This is a genomic window from Thermosipho sp. 1074 (assembly GCF_001999655.1).
In the GTDB taxonomy this organism is placed as follows: Bacteria; Thermotogota; Thermotogae; order Thermotogales; family Fervidobacteriaceae; genus Thermosipho; species Thermosipho affectus.
The window spans coordinates 269,067-288,047 of record NZ_LBEX01000015.1; the positions used below are offsets into that span (position 1 = coordinate 269,067).

At 30.1% G+C, this 18,981-nt stretch carries 17 protein-coding genes; 6 read left to right on the forward strand and 11 right to left on the reverse strand.

Translation table 11 applies throughout. The features are described 5' to 3' along the window. The 4 genes from pelF to XO08_RS05625 are packed head-to-tail and all read right to left on the reverse strand — an operon-like array spanning nucleotide 1 to nucleotide 3,853. Nucleotides 1-1,416 (reverse strand): GT4 family glycosyltransferase PelF, encoded by a 1,416-nt coding sequence (gene pelF / locus XO08_RS05610; RefSeq protein ID WP_077287549.1) that lies wholly within the window; start codon nucleotides 1,414-1,416, stop codon nucleotides 1-3. Beyond that, complete coding sequence (locus XO08_RS05615; protein ID WP_075666039.1) at nucleotides 1,409-1,801, reverse strand: hypothetical protein; 393 nt, start codon at nucleotides 1,799-1,801, stop codon at nucleotides 1,409-1,411. Before XO08_RS05615 ends, pelF begins: the two co-directional genes overlap by 8 nt. A 1-nt stretch (nucleotide 1,802) precedes the next feature. Continuing rightward, nucleotides 1,803-2,660 carry a hypothetical protein gene (locus XO08_RS05620; protein WP_075666040.1) on the reverse strand — a complete coding sequence of 286 codons (858 nt, stop codon included), beginning with the start codon at nucleotides 2,658-2,660 and terminating at the stop codon, nucleotides 1,803-1,805. Continuing rightward, nucleotides 2,657-3,853, reverse strand: coding sequence for a hypothetical protein (locus XO08_RS05625; protein ID WP_075666041.1), 1,197 nt, complete (start codon nucleotides 3,851-3,853; stop codon nucleotides 2,657-2,659). The genes XO08_RS05620 and XO08_RS05625 overlap by 4 nt, the downstream gene beginning before the upstream one ends. Before the next feature lie 407 nt (nucleotides 3,854-4,260). Between XO08_RS05625 and XO08_RS05630 the strand changes: the two genes are divergently transcribed. The 5 genes from XO08_RS05630 to XO08_RS09400 are packed head-to-tail and all read left to right on the forward strand — an operon-like array spanning nucleotide 4,261 to nucleotide 10,865. Then, nucleotides 4,261-5,562, forward strand: coding sequence for an HD-GYP domain-containing protein (locus XO08_RS05630; protein WP_077287551.1), 1,302 nt, complete (start codon nucleotides 4,261-4,263; stop codon nucleotides 5,560-5,562). Beyond that, nucleotides 5,562-6,044: a DUF5317 family protein gene (locus XO08_RS05635; protein ID WP_077287553.1), complete on the forward strand. Its 483-nt coding sequence runs from the start codon at nucleotides 5,562-5,564 to the stop codon at nucleotides 6,042-6,044. Before XO08_RS05630 ends, XO08_RS05635 begins: the two co-directional genes overlap by 1 nt. Nucleotides 6,045-6,092: 48 nt before the next feature. Next, nucleotides 6,093-6,734, forward strand: coding sequence for a tRNA (adenosine(37)-N6)-threonylcarbamoyltransferase complex dimerization subunit type 1 TsaB (gene tsaB / locus XO08_RS05640; protein WP_077198359.1), 642 nt, complete (start codon nucleotides 6,093-6,095; stop codon nucleotides 6,732-6,734). Continuing rightward, nucleotides 6,727-9,186 (forward strand): DNA mismatch repair protein MutS, encoded by a 2,460-nt coding sequence (gene mutS / locus XO08_RS05645; RefSeq protein ID WP_077287609.1) that lies wholly within the window; start codon nucleotides 6,727-6,729, stop codon nucleotides 9,184-9,186. Before tsaB ends, mutS begins: the two co-directional genes overlap by 8 nt. Next, nucleotides 9,183-10,865, forward strand: a complete 1,683-nt coding sequence (locus XO08_RS09400) for an HD domain-containing phosphohydrolase (RefSeq protein ID WP_233120233.1) — start codon at nucleotides 9,183-9,185, stop codon at nucleotides 10,863-10,865. The genes mutS and XO08_RS09400 overlap by 4 nt, the downstream gene beginning before the upstream one ends. On the opposite strand, the gene amrA is transcribed toward XO08_RS09400, so the two are convergent. Genes amrA through XO08_RS05675 form a run of 5 tightly spaced genes read right to left on the reverse strand, consistent with a single transcriptional unit; the run spans nucleotide 10,859 to nucleotide 14,531 of the window. Beyond that, on the reverse strand, nucleotides 10,859-11,377 hold the full coding sequence (gene amrA, locus XO08_RS05655) for an AmmeMemoRadiSam system protein A (RefSeq protein WP_077287555.1): 519 nt from the start codon (nucleotides 11,375-11,377) through the stop codon (nucleotides 10,859-10,861). The genes XO08_RS09400 and amrA overlap by 7 nt on opposite strands. Beyond that, nucleotides 11,374-11,883 carry a DUF6115 domain-containing protein gene (locus XO08_RS05660; RefSeq protein WP_077287557.1) on the reverse strand — a complete coding sequence of 170 codons (510 nt, stop codon included), beginning with the start codon at nucleotides 11,881-11,883 and terminating at the stop codon, nucleotides 11,374-11,376. The genes amrA and XO08_RS05660 overlap by 4 nt, the downstream gene beginning before the upstream one ends. Beyond that, nucleotides 11,880-12,455, reverse strand: coding sequence for a DUF4897 domain-containing protein (locus XO08_RS05665; RefSeq protein ID WP_077287559.1), 576 nt, complete (start codon nucleotides 12,453-12,455; stop codon nucleotides 11,880-11,882). The genes XO08_RS05660 and XO08_RS05665 overlap by 4 nt, the downstream gene beginning before the upstream one ends. A 5-nt stretch (nucleotides 12,456-12,460) precedes the next feature. Continuing rightward, nucleotides 12,461-13,324, reverse strand: a complete 864-nt coding sequence (locus tag XO08_RS05670) for an ATP-binding protein (protein ID WP_077287561.1) — start codon at nucleotides 13,322-13,324, stop codon at nucleotides 12,461-12,463. 13 nt (nucleotides 13,325-13,337) lie between these two features. Further along, nucleotides 13,338-14,531 carry a serine dehydratase subunit alpha family protein gene (locus tag XO08_RS05675; protein ID WP_075666048.1) on the reverse strand — a complete coding sequence of 398 codons (1,194 nt, stop codon included), beginning with the start codon at nucleotides 14,529-14,531 and terminating at the stop codon, nucleotides 13,338-13,340. Nucleotides 14,532-14,597: 66 nt separating this feature from the next. Between XO08_RS05675 and XO08_RS05680 the strand changes: the two genes are divergently transcribed. Further along, nucleotides 14,598-16,160 (forward strand): DNA-binding protein, encoded by a 1,563-nt coding sequence (locus XO08_RS05680; RefSeq protein ID WP_075666049.1) that lies wholly within the window; start codon nucleotides 14,598-14,600, stop codon nucleotides 16,158-16,160. A 41-nt stretch (nucleotides 16,161-16,201) separates the two neighbouring features. Here XO08_RS05680 and XO08_RS05685 read toward each other — a convergent pair whose 3' ends face one another. Together XO08_RS05685 and XO08_RS05690 are read right to left on the reverse strand one after the other, a co-directional pair. Next, entirely contained in the window at nucleotides 16,202-17,743 is a 1,542-nt protein-coding gene (locus XO08_RS05685) for an FGGY-family carbohydrate kinase (protein ID WP_075666050.1), read from the reverse strand. A gap of 95 nt (nucleotides 17,744-17,838) precedes the next feature. Further along, nucleotides 17,839-18,951, reverse strand: a complete 1,113-nt coding sequence (locus XO08_RS05690; protein WP_075666051.1) for a KamA family radical SAM protein — start codon at nucleotides 18,949-18,951, stop codon at nucleotides 17,839-17,841. Nucleotides 18,952-18,981: the final 30 nt, after the last annotated feature.

The window sequence follows — 18,981 nt, forward strand, 5'->3', positions numbered from 1 at the left end:
TTATTCCACCACCGAATAGTATAGTTTTTTGTAGTTTCCCACCATTTGATCTAACCTATATCTTAACATTACCCTTTTTTTTCCTATTTCTGATGCTCTTTTTCTAAAAGAATCGTCTTTGTACAAAGTGATAATTGCATTTGCCATGGCTTTAAAATCTTTGGGCTTTACGACAATGCCAGCAGGACCTATAATGTCTTCTTTACTACCGTATATTAATTCTCTACATGCCCCAACGTTTGTTGCAACTACTGGAATACCTATTGATAATGCTTCAAGTATAACTAGTGGTTGACCTTCACTTACACTTGAAATTAGAAGGATATTTAATTTATCGTAATATTCTTTTACGTCAACCATTCCAGTAAATTCAACCGTGTCTTTTAAGTTGAATATTTCTACCATTTCGTAACATTCTTTAAAGTAATCAGGTTCCTCATCGGTAGGACCAATTATGTATAACTTGAAAGATTTTATTTCATCTTTTGCTATTCTTGCAGCTTTTATTGCTGTCTTTATATCTTTTATTTCTACAACTCGTCCTACAATTCCAATGGTAAATGGTTGTTTTTCTTTTCTGTATTGTATGTCTTTGAATCTTTCTACATCAATACCATTTGGTATTACAAGCATTTTTGAGTGTTCACTGCAGAGTTCTTTTTCAAATTTTTGGTTGTCTTCAAATAATGTTGTTATTTTCTTTGCACCTTTGTATACAATTGAGCTTATTGTGTTAAAAAGTTTTATCCACCCTGTTTTGAATTCTTCTTTAATCCAATCCGAACGTAGTATTTCAAGTTGTCTTTCTCTGTGATATATACCATGTTCAGTAAGAATCACGGGTTTGTTGTATTTTAACCCATTTAAAATAGCTGAAATTCCTGCATATCCTGTGGTGATTGTATGGTATATATCGCATTTTGGAAGATCAATAGCCATAGAATTTAAAAAGGGTATCATCATAGAATATAATGTCCAGTAGTAATTTGGAAAATTCTCAAAAGGCAAGTATTTTTCATAGAATTTTAGTATTGAACTCCAATAGAACTCAGATTTTAGGAAACTTGTAAAGTCGAAATTGAGATTTTTCTTAAATAGATAATATAAATCCTTTCCCATTTTATTTTCATTAAATGGATAGGTTATAATTTTTCCTAGAGAATTGGTAAATTTTTTTGTTACTTTTCTTTTATTTTTAAATTTGTATTTTGCAAAGAGGTAGAATTCAAAATAATCTGTTACGTTTTCGGGAAACACGTATTTTTGCTTTCTTTCTCTTGGAGTATCACCCACATGAATAACGCAAAATTCAATATCTTTCATGTTTTTTATTAAAGAATGTCCCCAGTTTGATACGCCTCCCACCACGTAAGGATAAGTACCTTCAAAAAGTAGACCTACTTTCAGATTAATCACCTTCCAAGATTTTTTTTAGTTTTTTTTCCGATGGATTGTTTTTAATTATATAAAGCCCTATTTTTTGTGTATATGATAAATTTAATTTTTCAAGTTCTTTGATTAGTAAATTAAATTTTAAACTTTCGGCAAATTTGTATTTGTTAAAATCCTTTAGTGTTGAAGAAATTAAGATGAGGTATTCTACTTTAGATAAGTCTTCAATACCAAGTTCTTTTTTATGGTACAATTCGTTAAATGTTTCGTTCATTTTTATGTATAAACTTCTTTTATTCCAAGGCAGTTTTTTTAGTTCATACGGTGATTCAATCACCGCTTGATTGTAGTTTATTACAATTATTAAAATTATTAAAATGAAAGTTATAATAAAAAGGATTTTATCCATGTTATCCCTCCAAGAGTATTTTTAGTGCTTCGTTTTTAAATGAAAAGTTATAAGAGTAGAAAACGTTTAATAGTTCTTTTACCTCTTTGATATTACGTTGTTTTAGATAATATAACATTGCTTTTTCAAATAGAGGTTGAAATTTTAGTTTTTTTAGTTTTTCATCTAATATTTTTTCAATCAAGGTATTTTCTCCTAATTCTTGTAATACATCTAATAACAAAAGGATTGCTTCTATATTAAGAGGATATTTTTCTAAGAATTGTAGAAGTGTTTTTTTTGTAGAGATAAGTATATCTGTTTTTTGATTTTCGGTAAGAAATGGAGAAAGTGCATAATAGAATGAATACCTTGCGTATTCTACTTTATTATTGATTTTTGAAAGTTTTTCTAAAAGTAAATTTTCAATATTGTTTATTGCTTCAGTTGTGTATAAAATTACATCTTGGTTTGTTTCTACTTTTATGACTAAATAAAGTAGACGAAGACCTTCCAAAAAGTCTATTTGTTCTTTTTTTAGTAGTTCGAATAACAAACGTATAGCTTCCTTTTTTTGTGAAACACTTCCGTGTTTTATGATTATGTTAAATGGTGCAAGATCAACACTTTTAAAGTTTGGGTTGAATGTTTCAATGTTTTTTTCTTTAAATTCTATAGGGATATATTTTGGTTTTTTTTGGGTTATTAATAATGTTTTTATTATTGGATAATACGGGAAAAATATAATAGATCCAATAAGATCTGATACTTTTAGATCTATTAAGTTTAGTATTAGATATAGAAAGAAGAAGAATATATTTAATTTTATTAAAGAAAGAATTCCAAAAATAAGTGATACAAATATAATTATTTTTTTCATTCTTTTGTATAAGCCTCCAGTATGTTTAGTTTCCTTTCGGTTTTAATTTTGTTTAACACGCGATTTAGTCCTTGGGAATTGCAAGAAGTTAAGAGAATACTTAGCTTGTTTTGTAACGGATTGTAAAAAACAAAATCAGTTTCTCTGATATATTTTCTTATCTTGCTAATATCAAAATCTTTAGTAATAGAAGCTTCGATAAGTGAGTATGGAATTTTAAACCTTTTAAATCTTTCATCTATCTTTTCAAATACGGCTTTAAATTTTTCTATATCTGTAGTTATAGTCTGCTTTTCAAGTTCAATTGAAACATATAGAAGGTTTGATAGCCAATCTGATAAAAGTTTAAGATATGTTTCCGTATTTTTGTTTATTTTCTCAGGGTCCATGTTTTCAATTAGGACAAAACCTATTGTTTTATTTCTTTGAGAAATTTTTGTAGCCATTATAGGTTCCATAGAAAAGTCTACATTTTCATCTGAAATGTACAAAACACTTACAGATGCAAATCCTAAATCATTGGCCATTGAAATTATCTTTGATTTTTCTATTGGAAATGAATTTGGAAGGATTTGTGGACCTTTTCTAACTTTTAATCGTAAAAAGTTGTTCTTACTTAGAGTATATATGGAAACAGTTATGGCGCTTACAAAGTCGTATATTAGTTCCACTGCTTCATTAAATATGTCTTCAGGATTATTAAATTCTATTTCTTTTAATCTATCCACAAACAAAGAAACTCCTTTATTTTCAAGGAGTAGCTTGTTTTGAAGGTCATTAGTCAAAAGTTTATATTTTTCTATAGTTTTTTCAAGTGCTTTTATTTTTTCATTTAAAAGATTAATTTGTGTTTTTTGTTCATTTATTTTTTGTACATAGCTATCTCTAAAAAATCCGGTTATGAACCCCATAGATAGAAGTACTATCGGAAATCTTAGAACGGGCCAAGTAAAGATAACGGTAAAAATATTTATATTGTAGTGGATGTATAAAGATAAAAAATAGAAAAATAAACTAAATGTGGATGAGAAAAAAAACATGTCTAAGCCATGTCTTATAGATATATATATGTTTAATATGCAATATGGATTTGGATAAGATAAAACGTATCCGTAGTATTTGAAAATAATATCAAATGTAAAAAGAAGAGAATTAAGGAGAATAATTTCTATATAGTTGGAGTATTTTTTCATCCTTTTTCACCATCCTTACTATATTATAACAAATTTTAAGAGTTTGTTATAAACGGTTTTTTAGATTGAATTTACTATTAATTTTATTACAAATTTGATTATGTTTTTTCGAGAAAATATTTTAAAATAATTACGACAAAAATAAAGGAATAGTTGGAAAAATCCATTAGTTTATTGACGATTATGTGAATTTTTTTAAATTAATATAGAAATGTTTAATATTATGATAATATTGAGTTTTGAATCTAATGATTTAGGAGGAGGGGAGAAGGTATGAAGAAGATGTGGAAGAAAATTATTGTTTTCGCACTTATTGCTTTGCCATTTGTAATTGCTACTGTGGGAAACCTTACTCTTTGGCCATCAAAAGGAGGAAAGTAAGTTAGAGAGAAAAAGCAGGTGATACGATGGGGAATTTTTTGAAGAATTTAGATTTGAAAAAGAATAGGTTATTTATATATGTATATTTTTTAGGAGCATTATATGCGCTCCTTCTTTTTCTTTCTATAAGAAAAAATGGCTTTGACCTTTTTGACATAAATTTTTACCTAATGATTGCTTTTTATATTGCATTTGAACTTGTGCTTGTAAACCTTCAGACGTTTATTGAGAAAAAATTTGAAGAAAAAGAAAAAAAGTTTGATTTGATATTGAGTGCTGGAATGATTATTTCTATTATTTCTGCTGGTATTCTCAATATTTCAAATGCAATGCTTTTACCTTTGATTTCTTTTCTTTTTTTAAAACCAAAGGTTTTGTTTTCTAAGAATTATCATTTTTTTGTTTTTAATACTTCAATGATTGGTCTTTTGATTTTTATTGCATCCAAGTTATTTCATTGGGGTTCTTTTATCATGAAAAATATCCTTTTATCTTCTCTTTATGTTGTTGTTCTTTCTATTTTTTATACTTTTTTTAATTTTTCTTTTGTATTTTTGTTTTTATATTTTTTCTACAATGGTTCATTTAAGGCTTGTGTAAGACAAGTATTTGGTGAAGGAAGGTTTTTTAATAGTATTTTTACATCTTTGAATATCTTTGTGGTTTATTTTTTGTACAGGTTGGTTGGGGTTTCCGCGATTCCTATTACATTTTTTACAATTGTTAGTGTACAGCTTGGAAATTATTATGCTACAAAATACAGAAATGCAAAGGTTGATTTTTTAACGGTACTTACCAAAAGTTTAGAAGAAAAGGATAGTTATACTTTTGGACATGGAGAAAATGTTTCAAAACTTGCCGTAAAAGTAGCAAAAGAGCTAGGGGTTCCCGATAAAGATTTAAAGTTAATTGAGATTGCGGGAATATTACACGATGTGGGAAAAATAGGAATTCCAGATATAATTCTTTTGAAAACAGATAAGTTGTCTTTTGAGGAGTACGAAATAATGAAAGAACATTCTAAAAAGGGATATGAAATATTAAAAAATATAACAGAGTATAAAGATACTATAGCAAAATGGGTGTTGCATCATCACGAAAGATGGGATGGAAAAGGTTACCCAGATGGGTTGTCAAAAGAAGATATTCCAGTTGTTTCTAGAATATTAACTATATGTGATGTTTTTGATGCACTTACAAGTGACAGGCCATATCGAAAGGCATGGGAGAAAGAAAGGGCAATATTATTTATAGAGGAAAATTCGGGAGTGATTTTTGATCCGAAAATCGTTAAAATATTTTTAAGTTTGGTAAGGAGTGAGTATTAATGATAGTATATGTCTTTTTAATCTCTTTTTTTATTTCTATATTAACTAAAAGAATAAAATTTGTAGTAGGGAGAAGGTATAGGTATTTTTATTTGTTTCCAATACCTTTCGTTCTTCAGGTTATACCGTATTATAGGGAGATTTTAATGCCACTTTCTTTTTCTATATTAATAGTGCTCTTGTTATTAAACAAACATATTCCGGGGTTTTCTTTGATAACAATTGGAACAGTTTTAAATTCATTTGTTATGATGATAAATGGTTGGAAAATGCCAGTTTTAAAAAGTCTTGTAAAAAAATTTGCGCTTCCTATAGGTATGAGGCATGTGGTTGTTGACACGTTTAGTTGGAAAATATTTCTCGGTGATTGGATACCTGTTATTTTGCCGTGGAAAGAATATTATATAATAAGTGTGGGTGATATTTTCGTATATATTGGTGTTTTTTTGTTTTTGTTAAAGATAAAGAAGCAGGATAGATAAATATCCTGCTTTTTTTATGATAAAATTAAAAAAAAGGAGGTATAATTGATGAAAGTTTTTGCAATTGATACATCAACACCACAACTTGTAGTGTATTATAGAGATGAAAATAGGATTATTACTCAAACTTTAATGGCAAAAGATAAACATACGAAAAATTTGAGTATTTTGATGGAAATACTCAAAGAATTTGAAATAGATTTTGATGGATTAGATGTAGTTGGTATAGGAATTGGTCCGGGAAGTTTAACGGGGTTAAGAATTGGTATATCATTTGCCTTAGGACTTTCTATAGATAAAAAGATAGTTACAGTTCCATCGACAAAGATAATAGCGGCAAATCTGTTGTATTGTGGTAAAGATATTGTAGTTGTACGTAAGGCAAGAAGTGGATATATATATGGTGCAATATACGATGATAAATTATCCGTAAAAGTTTCTCCGTTTGTCGAAGAAATTGAAAAATTTAAAGAGAGGTTAAATGGAGATTTTAGCGTTATAGGTGATGCTGCAGAATTTTTCGGGAAAAAATTTCCTGAATTTTTTGACTATCCCCAACCTGAGAGATTGGGAATGCTTGTGGAAAAAGAAATAGAAAATGGGAATTTTGTAGATAAAGTTGATCCGCTTTACATACAAAAATCTATTGCGGAGATTAATTTTGAGAAAAGACACAGAAAGGATGGTTGACTTGGAAAAGTTAACGCCCATGATGAAACAGTATATGGGAATTAAATCAAAGTATAAAGACGCAATATTGTTATTTAGACTTGGAGATTTCTATGAAGCGTTTTTTGAGGACGCTGAGGTAATTTCTAAAGTTTTAAATATAGTGTTGACAAAAAGACAAAGTGCTCCAATGGCGGGAATACCATACCATGCACTTGAAAATTACTTGAAAAAGTTGGTGGAAAGTGGTTACAAAGTGGCTATTTGCGAGCAAATGGAAGATGCATCTCAAGCAAAAGGAATTGTTAAAAGAGAAGTCACCCGTGTTATTACCCCTGGAACAATAATTGAGGCCGAACTTCTCTCAAGTGATAACAATTATTTGATGTCGGTTATTTTTGAAGAAAATTATGTTTCAGCCTTCATTGATGTATCTACAGGTGAGTTATTTTTAAAAATTTTTGAAAAATTAGATGAATTAATTGATTATGTGAAAATTTCAAATATTTCTCAAATAATCTGTGATGAAAAGTTGTATGAAGATTTAAAAAGAGAATTACCAGATATTTTTGTTGAGAAATTGGATGAATGGTATTTTCAAGGGTATGATGAAAAAATAAAAGAGGCGTATAAATTGGCATCTGTTGATCATTTTGAATTATTAGAATCTGAAAAGAAGGTTTTGGGAGGACTTTTAAAGTACTTAGAGTACACTTTAATGGATAGCAAGGTACCACAAAAACCCAAGAAATTAGAAAAAACAAAGTATATGGTCCTTGATTCAAAAACAGTGGATAATTTATCTCTTATTCCCGGGGAAAAAGGGAAGAATCTTTTTGATGTGTTGAATCAGACAAAAACTTCAATGGGTGCAAGATTATTAAAAAAATGGATTTTACAACCTTTAAAAGATAAAAATGAAATATTAGAAAGACAGGGGTTAGTAGAGGCTTTTTATAATGATCAATTACTTTTAAATGAGATAAGGGAGTATTTAAGCGGAGTTTATGATATTGAAAGAATTTTAACAAGGCTTAGCTATGGAAAGGTTTCACCAAAAGATTTGATATCTTTGAAAAACAGTCTTTTGTTGATTCCACATATTAAAGAAGCTTTGAGCACAAATAAAAAATTGGAAGATTTTGCAAGTAACTTAGATGAATTTAGGGAAGTGGTGGTGTTTCTTGAAAGAGCATTATATGACGAACCATCAAACTCACCTGGTGATGGAAATGTAATTAAAGAGGGATATTCTGTTGAGTTAGATGATTACAGGAATTTATTGTTTCATTCTGAAGAAAGACTGAAAAAATTTCAAGAATTAGAAAGGCAAAGAACTGGTATTCAAAAGTTGAAAGTAGGATTTAATCAAGTGTTTGGATATTATATTGAAGTACCAAAAGGACAGATAAAGAACGTTCCAGAAGATTATATAAGAAAGCAAACGTTGGTAAATTCAGAAAGATACATAACGCAGGAATTAAAAGAATTTGAGGAAAAAATAATGTCTGCACGCGAGAAAGTAGAGCTTATAGAAAAAAGTTTATTTGAAGAAATACGTGTGAAACTTTTAGATTATGTGGAAAATTTAAGAGTACTTGCACAAAAACTTGCACAGCTAGATGTTGTAAGCAATTTCGCAATGGTGTCTAGACTGTATGGTTATACAAAGCCAGAATTTACAGATAGTGAATTTAGTGTAAAAAATGCAAGGCATGCTGTAGTTGAGAGATACATTTCAGATTTTATTCCCAATGATATTTACATGGATAAAAAAAGAAGAATGTATATTATTACGGGACCAAATATGAGTGGTAAGAGCACTTATATAAGGCAAGTTGGATTAATTGCCATAATGGCTCAAATTGGATGTTTTGTACCAGGAGAAAATGTTAAACTTCCCATTTTTGATAGAGTATTTACGAGAATGGGTGCAAGAGATGACATCTCAACTGGCAAAAGCACTTTTTTAGTTGAAATGAGTGAGGTAGCTTTGATTTTGGATAAAGCGACAAGAGAGAGTTTAGTGCTTTTGGATGAAGTGGGGAGAGGTACAAGTACATTTGATGGAATAAGTATTGCCTGGGCGATGAGTGAATACATATATAACGAAATTGGGTGTAAGACAATATTTGCAACACATTTTACCGAATTAACGGAGCTTTCAGATGTGTATGAAGGAATAAAAAATTTAACAATAGCAGTAAAAGAAACAAACAATGGTGTGATATTTTTACATAAGGTTATTGAAGGAGTTGCAGATAGAAGTTACGGTATAGAGGTAGCACAAATTGCAGGTATTCCTGCAGGTGTTGTAGAGAGAGCACGTGAAATATTAGATGTAATTTCAAAGAAAAGTGAATTGGAAAAAAAAGTAAGTGTGTTAAAACAAGGACAACTAAAGAAAATAAAAAGTAAGAAAAAAATACCAAATGGACAACTTTCACTATTTGAGGGAGGTGTTAATGGTTGAAGTTAAAGGACCTCCTTTTTAAAAGTTATATAAAAATCATTGTTTTTGGATTGATTATTTTGTTTTTAGTACTTTCTTTATTTTATCTTTTTGTAAATTTTCGTATAAATAAACAGATTGAAGATATGTCCGTATCCTTTGTCAAAAATACCATGGAGATTTTTGAAAGAACTTTAAAGAGTTTTAATTGGTATTTGGATAAAGAGTTAGAATCATCTATTTCATATTTGGAAATGAATCCAGATGAAGGAGAAAGAGTTTTAACTTTACTATTTTCAAAGGCCCCTTTCTATTTTAAACATGCATATATGGATATTTTAGATTTTAATGATTTAGATAAAAAGTTGAGAGGAAAACTCAGTAAATCTGTAGATTATTATATTAAAAAAAATATCGTTAATGGAATTTTCAAAAATAATCTGTATATTAGGATAAATGATAAGGTATATGTTTTGAGAATGAGTTTGCCACTTGAGTTTCTAAAGGATACTTTTAGTGAGATAAATGATATGAGTAAAAATTTTAAATTTATATCTTCAGTTAACGTTTGTGATTCTTCTGGAATGCCCATTTCAAAAAGATTTCTTAAAACAGATTTAAGTGAAAAGGACTTAAAAAGAGTTTTTAGTGATAGTATTTTGCATATAAAAAAACAAAGAGGAATTTATACAATATATTATCCATGGAAATTTGAAAGTGAAAAAGAAGTTTTTGGACCTTTACTTTTAAGTGTGTCATTTGACTTTTCGTATATATATAAAGTCCTTTTTTATATGTCGTTAATAATTGGTGGTGCAGTTTTAATAGGTATTTTGTTTTCTATAAAGCTTTCAAAGAAGATTTCTAGAAGATTATCTAGTTATTTTGAAAAATTGATTTCCAATATGAGAGAGTATAGAAAGACAAAAATATTTGATGTGGATAATTTTGAAGATTGTGAAATAGATGAGGTTAATGAATTAATACGTGAATATGAATACATGATAGAAGAAATGTCTGCAACATTTCAAGAACTAACTGCCATGAATGAAGAATTAGAAAATAGTTACAAAGAAATAGAACGTGTAAATGATGAGTTAGAATCGGCATATTTGGATTTTAGTATAAAACTTTCAAAAGTTGCAGAAGGATACGATGAAAATACAGGGAATCATATAGATAGAGTGGGAATTTTGTCGGCGTTTATAGCAGGAAAGATGGGGTTTTCAAGGGAAATGGTTTATAAAATAAGACATTATGCACCATTGCATGATATTGGCAAGATTTTTGTTGATAGAAATATTTTAACGAAAAATGGAAGATTGACAGAAGAGGAATGGGAAGAGATGAAAAAACATACGATATACGGTGCACGTTTAATTGGTGATAAACCACATTTTGAAGTTGCAAGGAATATAGCACTATATCATCACGAAAACTGGGATGGAAGTGGATATCCATACGGCTTAAAGGGAGAGGAAATTCCTATTGAGGCTGCTATAGTTCATCTTGTAGATGTTTACGATGCACTTAGATCGGAAAGGCCGTATAAGAGGGCATTTACGCATGAAGAAGCTATGAAAATAATAATGGAAGGCGACAAAAGGACAAAACCACAACACTTCTCTCCAAAAGTGTTGGAGGTTTTTGTAAGGTGCGAAAAGACAATTAAGAAACTTTGGAAAAAGATTTATCAGTGATATCTTTGTACTGTGAATTTATATATTTCAAAATTTTCTGAATATATACCTGCTTTTAGTTTTGCAATTCTTATTTGTTCATCTGTTGAATTAACACCTTCTATATCTGGAAGTAGAAGCCCTCTTCTGTTCCCTTGTTTTACTATTATTCCATATTTTTTTGGATCAAGTTCTTTAATTGAGTTTACTTTCTCTATTTCACTTAGCACATCTACAGATACAATAATTGAACCAAGTTCTTTTTTTGAAAGTGGTAAAAACCTTGGGTCTTGTGTTGCAGCAGCGATTGCATTATTTCTTATTTCTAGTGCAAGATTTTCTTGAGTAGGTTTAAACGTTCCTATACACCCCCTTAAATTTCCATCTGTAGTATGTAGAGTTACAAAACAGCCCGCTTTTTTTTCGAATAATTCTTTTGGCAATGAGTTGTCCGGATTTATTATTTTTGAATATAAAACATAATTTTCTATTACCTTTATTGCCCATTTTACATATGGATGTTCTCCAATCATAGTTGTCCTCCTTTCGAGCGGAGAAATAAATCTATTATAAGTCTAACTTCGCCGATACCTATACCAAATTTTTTAGCAATTTCTGCTTCACTGGTACCGTTGTTGTAAAGTTCGATTATTTTTTCTTCCATTGTTTTTTCTGTTTTTGGTTCTTTTTTTATTTCATTTTTTTCTTCTAGAATTATTTTTTCTTCTTTGATTATATTTTCCTGTGTTTTTTGTATATTTTTTTCTTTTAATTGAGACATATCCAAAAGTACCTTTGAATAAAGGTCATTAATTTCAGAAATTAAATCGTTGACTTCTTTCATTTTTTGTTCTAATATTTCCAACTTTGAATCAACAAAAGTTTTTACCCGCCCCATTAACTGGATGAGACGTTCTTCATCTTCTTTCAATTTTTCAGGTTGATTTTTGGTAGAATACAGATGCACAAGGTATGTACCCCATGCAAATGAAACACTAAAGATAGTTGATAATAGCACTAGCCATTCAACAAAACTCATTTTTTCCCTCCATAGATTACCGTTGGAAAATTTTTAAGTGTATTTCCAGACCAATAGAGTTTGTTTTTAATTATACTAGTTGGGGTAGGTTGAGCAGATATCAGAACACTTTCTTTTGGGATATATACTATAAATGAAGAATTTTCATTTGGATTTATTTGTATATTACCTAAACTTAATGTGTATTTGTTGTTGCCTATTGTGACTAGGTTTTCTATTACGGCAACTTCTTGTATTTCTAAGATTCCTGCCCTTTCTGAGGCAGAGTTTTTGTACATTTTTACACTCATGTTTTTTCCGATTTCCTCTGATATCTTTTTAAAATAATCAAGAAAGGTAGCAGATGAATTTTGTGTATAGCTTACTTTGTAGTTTTCCATTTCCTTTGGATCGTTAAAAGAAAGCCCTGCAATGGTTGTTATAGTTGCAGCGTTTGAATAATCAGTTTCAATAATAGTTTGATAATATGTGATATCGAATTTTGGTTTTCGATTAAATATTGTGAAAAAATCAAATATTAAAAATGCTACTATCATGAAAAGTAATATGTAAAACAAAGTTTTGTTTTGCAAAAAAATTACCTCCTTATCCTTTCTTTAGTTCTACAAAATTTACATATGTTACTAGTCGTTGGATATCCACATTTTTCGCAAAATTTTATTTCTATTTTTTCTTCAGGTAAGAATTTTTTCATCTCTAAAATGCTGTATACGATGTTTAATTTTTGATCCCTAGAAAACTCTATGTTTGTTTTGAATTTTTTTTGTGTGCTTTTTAGAGAGTTTGGGCAAGCACAACCGATATATGGAAGAGATTTTAGTTTTGTGTATGTTAAAATTTCTTCTTCTGTTAAAAAGTACAATGGTTTAATCCTTCCAACTAGTTTTTTTTCTTTTATTGTAGGTGTTAAGGGACCTGTTCTTTGAAGTTGTGTTATGTTTTTGTTGAACATGTTGTTGAATATGAAAAAGACCTCATCATCTAAATTATGACCTAAAACCACATAATCAAAATCATTTTCGAATGCGTATTTGTTTAATATATATCTTCTTATCATTCCACAGTATGAGCAAGGTTTATATTTTATATCCATTATTGTAAACCCTTCTTCTTTTTCTAAATCGTATATAGTTAACTTTTCATTTGTCATCTGTGTGATTTTTAGTGCTATTTCTTCGGATTTTTCGGTAAATACGGGGATTCCAAGTCGTATAAAAAAGTATTCTATTTTTAAATTGAATTTTTCTTTTAATTTTGAAAGAATGTAGCTTACTGCTACAGAATCCTTTCCACCTGAAATTGCAACAAGTAATTTTTTATTTTTGATTTTGTATTTATTCAAAAATTTTCCTATTTTTCTTTCAAAGTATTCCACAAAATGGTCTTCGCAAAGTCTTGGTGATTTGAAAATAGCTTTTTTCTTACAATGTTGACATTTCATAAAGTACCTCCCTTTAGCATTTTCCAATGAAATCTAATACATCACGGTCAAATTGTTTAACAGAATTTGTAAGTTTTCCCACTCTTCTTATTGTCTCTTCCACATCTTCTGCAACTATTCCATTTCCACATGGAACGTCTATATTGTGTAAAGCTAAGTTGCTTACTTGTAGAGCAGTAAGAGTACCAGTTATAGCTTTAAGTGCACATCCTCTTTTGGCACCATCACACGTTAATCCAAAGAGTGTACCTAAAGTATCATTTATTGCATTTTTTATTTGTTTTTTATTCCCATTGTTTATATAAGTTAATCCTGCTGCAGCCCCTGCTGCTGAAATGGTTCCAGCACCGCAGATGGGGGTTAAAAGTCCTGTGTATGCCTTTATATATATTGTAACTAGTATACTTAATAGTGTGGCTTTTAATAATTTGTCTTTTGAAACTTTGTCTTTATATAAAGCAAGTGGTAGTATACAGGACAAACCTTGATTTCCACTTCCAGCCACCGTCATTACAGGTTTCAAAGCACCACTCATTCTTGCATCTACACCTGCACTTACATACTTTACATACTCATTTATTGCGGCATTTGAGAAGTTTCCTTCTGTGTTTATTCCAAATTTTGCAATTTCCAGATTCATTTCAATGGCTTTTTCAACGAAGTCTAAGATATCTGTATCTGGATTTTCTATGTAATCTAAAATCTTATCTATGGAAAAGTTTTTAATTTTTTCTATGCTTGTTTTTTTAGGATTGAATTTTTCATTTTTAATTACTTTGCCATCAATCACTATTTTTGCAATGTTATCATGTTTTCCCTCAATAAGTATCTGTACATTGTTATCTGAGATTATAGTTGTATCCACAAAAAGGTAATTTTTTTCGTTAAGAGAGATTTTTACTAAATTTTTTATTTTCATAGCACTTTCCAAACATTTTGGATTTATATTTTTTAAAACTTCTAAACCTTTTTTTGCATCTCCACATATGTATCCCAAAGATGCTGCAAGTTCAAGCCCAAATATATCTGTGCCTGGTATATTTACTACCAAACCATTTTTATACGTATTCTTATCCAAAGATATTTCTATTGCTTTTAATTCACCTGTTGAATGCTCTTTTCCAACTGCTGTCGAAAGTGCGATTGCTATAGGTTCTGTGCAACCATATGCAGGTTTAACTTGGTCAAAAAAAATTTCTTTTAGCATAAAAATCCCCCTTTCAAAAGAATTATACCATATGGTAGAATAATATGATAATTAGGAGGTGAAAACATGAAAAAGTCTATAGTGTGGATGTTTTTGATAATTTCTTTAATTTCTATTTCCATGAGTATTTCAGATGCAAAGAAATTACCAGATGGGACAGATGTTTTGATTAGGGGAATTGTAACAGTAGAACCAGGCCCATTTGATGTTAATATCATATTTGTTCAAGATGAGAGTGCGGGTATTAATGTGTATCTTAAAGGTGGGTATTTTGAGAAAGTTAAGCGTGGGGATTTAGTTGAGGTTAAAGGTTATTTGTGGACACATAGATTAAATCGGGAGATAGTAGTGAGTAAAAATGGCGTTAAGGTGATTTCAAGTGATAATGAATTGCCAGAGCCATTAAAAATAAAAACTGTTGATATTAACGATGAATCACTTCAAGGGCTATTCGTTGAAGTTGAAGGAAAAGTTGTGAGTATTGAAAAAGGGGATACGCGAAAGATATACATTGATGATGGTAGTGGAAAGGGTATGGTCTTTATAAGGGAAAACACAGGAATATTGACTTCGTATTTTAGAGTTGGAATGAAAATGAAGGTAAAAGGTGTACTTGGAAGATATCAAGCATTTTTTGAGCTTTGGCCAAGGGGAATGGAAGATATAGAAGCTGGAGATGTTTTTCCACCAGAGGTAGGATCCGTGTTTTTGAAGAATAACAAAGTTTATGTGGTTTTTAATGAACCTGTAGATCCAACAAGTGTGAATGATAATAAAACTGTTAGAATTTCAAATGTTGAAATTAAAGGACATGAAATGTTCTTTAACAACAGAGTAATAATTTTGGATGCTGGTGTTGAAAAACCTGAAAAGATAATGATAAGATTTATAAGAGATATTAATGGAAATAAAATGGGGTCAAAAATATTATCGATTGATCCAAAAAAAGATATTTTTGAAAATAGAGTTTTATTCGATGAAGGACATGGTCAACAAGCGGGGAATGCCGATTGGGTAATTAATGGGGCATATTCTAAATTTGCAAACTCTATAGATGGGTATGTAAAAGGTACAAAGGAAAAACTTTCCTTTGAACTTTTAAGCTTATACAAGGTACTTGTAATTCCAGAACCTAACAAACCATTTGATAAGACAGAAGTACAGGCAATTGTAAAATTTGTGGAAAATGGTGGAGGGTTATTCCTTATAGCTGACCATGGTGGATCAGATAGAAACCATAACGGGTGGGATTCTCCAAAAATATTTAATCAATTTGTTAAAAAGTTTGGTTTTGTATTTTCGGAAGATAATATCCAAGAAGAACCTTTAAGATATATATATGAACATTATATAACAAGTGGTGTAGAAAAAGTAGGTGTATGGGCAGGAAGTACGATAAAAATTTTATCAGATAAGGTAAAGGTTTTAATAGCAGATAGATTTAAAAAGCCGTTTTTAGTTGTTTCAACTTTTGGAAAAGGAAAAGTAGTGGCAATTGGTGATAGCTCACCTTTTGATGATGGTACCGGTGATAGAAATGATATTTTACACAATGGTTGGGATTATGGAGATGATGCAAAACTTGCTATTAATATAGTTAATTACTTGAAGAATGATAATATAAAGTAAAATTTTTACAATTGGGAGAAGTACTTCTCCCAATTGTTTATTTAGTCTTCAGGATAGTTTGTTATTTTCTTAATATCTTTGTATACGTTTTTAAGGGAAGAATATACCTTTTTATACGCTTTATTATACAGTTTTTCGTATATTTCTACTTCTCTTTCGTTGGGTTGAAATATATTTGAGTAATGTACCATTTTTTTTACTACAGTTTTTATATCTGAAAACGCGGCAAATACACATATTGCTGCTCCAAGGCCAGAGGTTTCATGTGTTTCTGTTTTATATACGGGAAGGTTGAACATATTTGCGGTTATTTGACAGATGCGATTACTTTGTGCACCACCACCTGAAACTGTTAATCTATTTATTTTAATTTTCCCCTTCTTTTCAATTCTTTCTAATCCATCACGGAGCGCATAATTTATTCCCTCTATTATCGCTCTATAAATATGTCCTTTTGTATGTATATCTCCAAAACCAATTATTGCTCCCTTTGCATTTGGCATATCAAGTCCTGGAGTCCACATGGGATATAGAATAAGTCCGTGTGATCCTGGGGGAATATTATCGAGAAATTTGTTTAATATTACTTCGGGGGCTACTTGTAATTTTTCTGCGAGTGATATTTCTTTTTCTCCAAATTCTCTTATAAACCACTTTATTAGCCAATATCCCCTGAATATTTCTATTTCTGGGTTGTACATGTTTGGGATAACTGCCGGATACGGAGGAATAAATGGTATAGGTTCAAAGTATTTTTTAGATGTGACTTGAACCGTTGCAGTTGTCCCAAAGCTTAGACTTGCACAATTTTCGGTTATACAACCTGTTCCCAAAGTTTCACAGCCTTTATCTGAACCAGAGGTTATTATATCTATTCCTTCTGGAAGACCTATTTCTTGTGAAACTTTTTTTGATATTTTTCCAATGGAGATACATGGGTCAACTAATTTTGGAAGTTGTTCTCTTGTGAATCCAAACAACCGCCAACGCCAATTTTTGTCACTTTTAGGCCAATCTTGTTTTTTATAGTCAAATGGTATATGTCCAATTTGAGATGCTTTTGAATCGATAAATTTTCCCGTTAGTTTGTACAAGAGATATCCTGATAATAGTAGAATTTTATGAGTTTTTTTCCAAACATCTGGTTCATTTTCCATTACCCAATTTGGTCTACTTCTTCTATAAATTCTCAATGCTGTTTTTTTCATGCGTATAATTGAAAATCCTATATTTTCAATAAAATTTAGCACATTTTTCTGCGATGCTTTTCTTTGATCAAGCCATATAATTGCTGGTCTAAGGGGCTTTCCTTCTTTATCTACAAAAACAATAGTATCCCTTTGGGTTGTTATGCTTACACCTAGAACTTTTGAGAATTTTCCTTTATTTCGCTCTTTTAACCTTTTTACAGAACTTGAAAGAGCATTCCAATAAATTTCTACATCTTGTTCCGCTAACCCCGGTTTTGTAGAAAAATATGGGACGTATGTTATTTTTTCGATATCATGGAGTTTTCCGTTTTCATCAAATAAAAGTGCTCTCAAACTTTGAGTGCCGCAATCAATACTTATTGCATAGTTCATTTTTGCACACTCCAAATTTTTAATTTTTTCTATATAATATTATATCTCCAAATGGTATATATAAAAAAACAAGCAACCTTTAAAGGTTGCTTGTTTTAATATATGGGATTTTCAACAATATATTCAGTTACAAGTTCTTTGTAATCATCAAACCAGTATGCATTTGGATTTCTTTTGAAAACCATAATTTTCCCAGCATCCTTTGGATTGTGAGCTCTTTGATATCTGAATATTATATGTTCATCTGTAAGTGCTGAAACTTCTATCTTTCCGGTTTCATGTGACATAACAAATCTTGCTCTTTTTGCAAGCCCAGATACGTTCATTATTGCTTTTAAGAATATTTGATATCCTTCTTCAACTGGTACCGCAAAAGGTTTATTACCGGATACCGGTCTTCCTTGGAAAACGTAATATGGTGGTATTCCGATAAATGATAATTTTTGGAATAGTTCCATTAAGGTTTTCCAATTAGCATTTACCCCTTTGATTAAAGGTGTTTGGTTTGCAAGAATTGCACCAGCTTTTAAAAGCATATTAACGGCTTTAATAGCTGGTTCTGTTAATTCCCTTGGATGGTTGAATTGTGTCATTATGTATATTTTCTTTTCATCAGTTGAATATTTTTTGATAAGCTCAATTAATTCAGGATCTTCTATTATCCTATACGGATTGAAAGCAACCATTTTAGAACCTATCCTTATGATTTTTACGTGTTCTATTTCTCTAATTCGAGAAATTATTTTTTCTAATTTTTTGGTAGAAAGTAATAGAGGATCTCCTCCAGTAAGAAGTACGTTTGTAATTTCTTTATGTGATTTTATATATTCTAAATCTTTTGTTACATCTCTTGCGACTTCTTCGCCGATGTTGATAAATAATCTTTTTCTAAAGCAAAATCTACAAAAACCCCCACATACATCGTTTACCAACAAAAGAGCGGTGTCTCTGTATTTGTGTTGTAGTCCTTTGCTTATTGTATAGCTTTTTTCGTTTGAAGCATCTAGTCTTCCCCATTCTTCAAGTTCTCCTATTTGAGGAATTATAAGTTTTCTTATAGGATCATTTGGATCTTCCCAATTTATGAGATTTAAATAATAATCATTAGTTCGGAATTTGTATTTTTCCGTTACTCTTTTCAATTCTTTTTTTTCTTTATCTGTAAGCTGGTCGACTTTTGAAATGTCAATAATATACTTTACAGGCATAATATCCCTCCTTTGTAAAAAATTGGTATG

Excerpts from the sequence above, each read along its gene's own strand:
- XO08_RS05615 (WP_075666039.1), bottom strand. The coding sequence starts at position 1,801 with ATGGATAAAATCCTTTTTATTATAACTTTCATTTTAATAATTTTAATA.
- XO08_RS05620 (WP_075666040.1), bottom strand. The coding sequence starts at position 2,660 with ATGAAAAAAATAATTATATTTGTATCACTTATTTTTGGAATTCTTTCT.
- XO08_RS05625 (WP_075666041.1), bottom strand. The coding sequence starts at position 3,853 with ATGAAAAAATACTCCAACTATATAGAAATTATTCTCCTTAATTCTCTT.
- XO08_RS05630 (WP_077287551.1), top strand. The coding sequence starts at position 4,261 with ATGGGGAATTTTTTGAAGAATTTAGATTTGAAAAAGAATAGGTTATTT.
- XO08_RS05635 (WP_077287553.1), top strand. The coding sequence starts at position 5,562 with ATGATAGTATATGTCTTTTTAATCTCTTTTTTTATTTCTATATTAACT.
- tsaB (WP_077198359.1), top strand. The coding sequence starts at position 6,093 with ATGAAAGTTTTTGCAATTGATACATCAACACCACAACTTGTAGTGTAT.
- mutS (WP_077287609.1), top strand. The coding sequence starts at position 6,727 with ATGGTTGACTTGGAAAAGTTAACGCCCATGATGAAACAGTATATGGGA.
- amrA (WP_077287555.1), bottom strand. The coding sequence starts at position 11,377 with ATGATTGGAGAACATCCATATGTAAAATGGGCAATAAAGGTAATAGAA.
- XO08_RS05660 (WP_077287557.1), bottom strand. The coding sequence starts at position 11,883 with ATGAGTTTTGTTGAATGGCTAGTGCTATTATCAACTATCTTTAGTGTT.
- XO08_RS05670 (WP_077287561.1), bottom strand. The coding sequence starts at position 13,324 with ATGAAATGTCAACATTGTAAGAAAAAAGCTATTTTCAAATCACCAAGA.
- XO08_RS05675 (WP_075666048.1), bottom strand. The coding sequence starts at position 14,531 with ATGCTAAAAGAAATTTTTTTTGACCAAGTTAAACCTGCATATGGTTGC.
- XO08_RS05680 (WP_075666049.1), top strand. The coding sequence starts at position 14,598 with ATGAAAAAGTCTATAGTGTGGATGTTTTTGATAATTTCTTTAATTTCT.
- XO08_RS05685 (WP_075666050.1), bottom strand. The coding sequence starts at position 17,743 with ATGAACTATGCAATAAGTATTGATTGCGGCACTCAAAGTTTGAGAGCA.
- XO08_RS05690 (WP_075666051.1), bottom strand. The coding sequence starts at position 18,951 with ATGCCTGTAAAGTATATTATTGACATTTCAAAAGTCGACCAGCTTACA.